Origin of the sequence: Nonomuraea rhizosphaerae, assembly GCF_019396405.1 — a bacterium.
Classification (GTDB): domain Bacteria; phylum Actinomycetota; class Actinomycetes; order Streptosporangiales; family Streptosporangiaceae; genus Nonomuraea; species Nonomuraea rhizosphaerae.
The window spans coordinates 1-3,002 of the sequence record NZ_JAHKRL010000053.1 but is presented as its reverse complement, the minus strand read 5'-3'; the positions used below and the strand labels follow the sequence as shown (position 1 = coordinate 3,002).

The window sequence follows — 3,002 nt, the reverse complement described above, 5'->3', positions numbered from 1 at the left end:
GGAGGTGGCCGACCGCGCGTCGTACCGGCGCGCGGTCCCCGGCGGGGCGATCACGCTCACCCCCGAGCACTGCCACGTCGCGCTCGACGTCGCCGTGGACGACACCCGGCAGCTCGCCCGCATCGTGGCCAGGTGCCGCCGCCTGCTCGACCTGGACGCCGACCCCGACGCCATCGCGGCGGCGCTGGGCGAGACCTCGCTGGGGCCGCTCGTCCAGGCGCGTCCGGGGCTGCGGGTGCCGGGGGCGTTCGGCGGGTTCGAGCTGGCCGTGCGCGCCGTCGTCGGCCAGCAGATCTCGGTCGCGGGCGCCCGTACGCTGCTCGGCCGGATCGTCGAACGGGCCGGCGCCCCTGCGACCGGCTCGCTGCCCGAGGGCCTGACCCACCTGTTCCCGGAGCCGCAGGAGCTGCTCGACGCCGACCTGACGGGGCTGGGGCTCACCAACCGGCGGGTCGCGACGCTCAAGGAGCTGGCCATCGCCGTGTGCGAGGGCCGAATCGACCTCGACGGCGGCCAGGACCCGGGCGAGGCCGTGGCCGAGCTGCTCGACGTGCCCGGCGTCGGCCCCTGGACCGCCAGCTACATCGCGCTGCGCGCGTTGCGCGACCCGGACGCCTGGCCCACCGGCGACCTGGTCCTGAACAAGCGCATGGCCGCCCTGAACATCTCTCCCGACCACATCGAGCGGTGGCGGCCCTGGCGGGCCTACGCCGCCCTTCATCTCTGGAGCTCCTCATGATCGAAGCACAAGTCATGCCGACCCCCGCCGGGCCGCTGTCGCTGCTGTCCCGCGAGGGCGTGATCGTCGCGGCCGGGTTCACCGCCGACCCCACGGAGATGTTCGCCCGCCTGTCACCCGCGTTGCGGGCCGAGGGCCTGGACGTGGTGGACGACCTGGGCGCGGCGGCGCAGGCCGTACGCGACTACCTGGCGGGCGACCTGCTGGCTCTGGACGCCGTACCGGTGTCGCAGCCGGGCAGCGAGCGGCGCCAGGCCCTGCACAAGGCGCTCAGGGAGGTCAAGCCGGGCACCACCGTGTCGTACGCCGAGCTGGCCGAACGCGCCGGCCTGCCCAGGTCGGCGGCCCGCGCGGCCGGCGGCGCCTGCGCCCAGAACCTGATCGCCCCCTTCGTCCCCTGCCACCGGGTGCTGCCCCAGTCGGGCGGGTACGGCGGCTACTACTACGGGACGCCGGTCAAGGAGTGGCTGCTCGCCCATGAGTCGGGCAAGCTCTAGCAACTTACGGTCACGATCCGGCAGCGGTCTGTACGATCGCGGAGTGATGGCCGCAGCACACGAATACAGGGGCGGGCCGGCCCGGACGCCGGCGGAGCTGATCCTGGGCTTCCTGGAGGCACGCGGCATCCCGGTGCCGGAGGAAGCCCGGGCCCGCGTCCACGCCTGCACGGACCAGAGCCTGCTCGACCGCTGGACGGTCAGGGCGGTGACGGTGGGGAGCGTGGACGAGCTGTTCGAATGAGGCCGGAGGGGCGGGCACAGCGCCCGCCCCTCCGGTCAGTTCTCGCCGCGCACGTTGCTCTGCACCTCACCGACCGGCACGTCACGGGTCGCGCCGACCTCGACCGGGGCGAACTGGAACGGCACCTGCGCGCCCTGCGTCTGAACCGGCCAGACCGTGGTCACGGTCAGCTGGTAGACCTGGCGCGGCTGGTCGAGCGACGAGCGCAGATAACGAACACCGCAGGTGAACTCGGCGCCCTTGGCGAACGGCTTGCCGGTCGCCCCGCACTGCTCCTTGACCTCGGCGCGGTCCTTGCCGGTGCCCGCGTCGATCTTGATGTCCTGGAGGGTGGCCACCACCGTGGCGCTCAGGAAGCCGGGGATCTCCGCGGTCGCGGTACGCGTGGTCCGGCCGACGCCCTCCAGCCAGACGAACGTCGGCAGGTTGACGAAGCTCTTGGCGTCCGGGCTCAGCTTGATCGTCGGCTCGGGCACCTGGATGGCCGCCCTGGCGATCTGGGCGAGCTGTTCGAAGGTGATCCCGTTGGGCGGCGTCTCGTTCGGCGGCACGAAGACGAACAGCTCCAGCCCGGCCCAGCAGGCGGCGCCGTTGGGGTCGGCCTTGTTGTAGGCGGGCGTCCACCAACGGCCCGGCTTCCCCTTCACGTCCTTGAACTGCTGGACGAACGCGTTGAAGCTGTCCTCGTCGGCCTTCACCCGGTTGAACTGGGTCTTGGAGTCGGTCTGGATGCGGAGCATCTCCTCCGCGTCGGGGCCCGGCTCGTACCAGCAGGGGCTCGGGATCCGATAGCCGTCGGTCCGGCCTCCCTTGACGTCGCCCCTGACGATGAGCTTGCCGTGCTCCACCTGGACACCGGCATCCTTGCCCTTCTGGAACCCCTTGACCGTCCCGGTGGGAACGGGCGCCGGGGTGGGCGTGGAGAAGATCAGCGCTCCCGCCATCAACGCGTGGACCAGGGAGTTCATCACGTGCATCCTTCCTTTTCGAGGCGGAGTTCCCTGATCCGCCACACACCGTCGTCGCCGCGATGCGCGAGCACGGCCTGGAGGTAAGGGGCGCGCACCCAGTCGGGCTGGGGCGCGACCGCCTCGCCGGTCGTCGTGGACACCACGCGCACCTGGCGCTCGTCCACGCACGTGTCGACCTGGGCTCCCTTGCCCATGACCGACCTGATCCGCAGTCTGTACAGCCGGGCGACGCCGCGCGCCGACTCCTGACGGTCGGTGAAGCCGACCGCCCACTTGCCCGCCTCGGGGACCATCGGCGGCTCGACGTGACGCAGGTAGTCGTTGTCGCCGTCGACGACCGCCTGCCACCGCTCGACGTAGTAGTCGGCGAACAGCCGCTGCAACGGGTTGTCCGTCGTCGGCCTCTCCACGCGTACCCGCAGCTCGTCGCCGACCTTGACCGTCTTGTTCCGCGGCGGGCCGGACGCGGTCGGGGCCGGGCGGGTGGCGGCGGCGGTCCCGCCCGTCGCGGGCGCGCCGCCGCCGCCGGGTGTGTACGGCTGCTCGGCCGG

Annotated in this window: 5 protein-coding genes; 3 read left to right on the top strand and 2 right to left on the bottom strand. The window is 72.5% G+C overall.

The features are described 5' to 3' along the window. The 3 genes from KME77_RS02580 to KME77_RS02570 all read left to right on the top strand — a co-directional run. Positions 1–739 (top strand): DNA-3-methyladenine glycosylase family protein (locus KME77_RS02580; RefSeq protein WP_281424009.1); only part of this gene is annotated, 739 nt, incomplete at its 5' end. Then, on the top strand, positions 736–1,236 hold the full coding sequence (locus tag KME77_RS02575) for a methylated-DNA--[protein]-cysteine S-methyltransferase (protein WP_219461383.1): 501 nt from the start codon (positions 736–738) through the stop codon (positions 1,234–1,236). The genes KME77_RS02580 and KME77_RS02575, both read left to right, overlap by 4 nt. A 43-nt stretch (positions 1,237–1,279) precedes the next feature. Continuing rightward, entirely contained in the window at positions 1,280–1,480 is a 201-nt protein-coding gene (locus KME77_RS02570; protein ID WP_219461380.1) for a hypothetical protein, read from the top strand. Between the two features lie 35 nt (positions 1,481–1,515). Here KME77_RS02570 and KME77_RS02565 read toward each other — a convergent pair whose 3' ends face one another. Together KME77_RS02565 and KME77_RS02560 are read right to left on the bottom strand one after the other, a co-directional pair. Next, entirely contained in the window at positions 1,516–2,448 is a 933-nt protein-coding gene (locus KME77_RS02565) for a hypothetical protein (RefSeq protein WP_246609063.1), read from the bottom strand. Beyond that, positions 2,448–3,002: hypothetical protein (locus KME77_RS02560; protein ID WP_219461372.1), on the bottom strand; the 555-nt coding region annotated here is incomplete at its 5' end. The genes KME77_RS02560 and KME77_RS02565, both read right to left, overlap by 1 nt.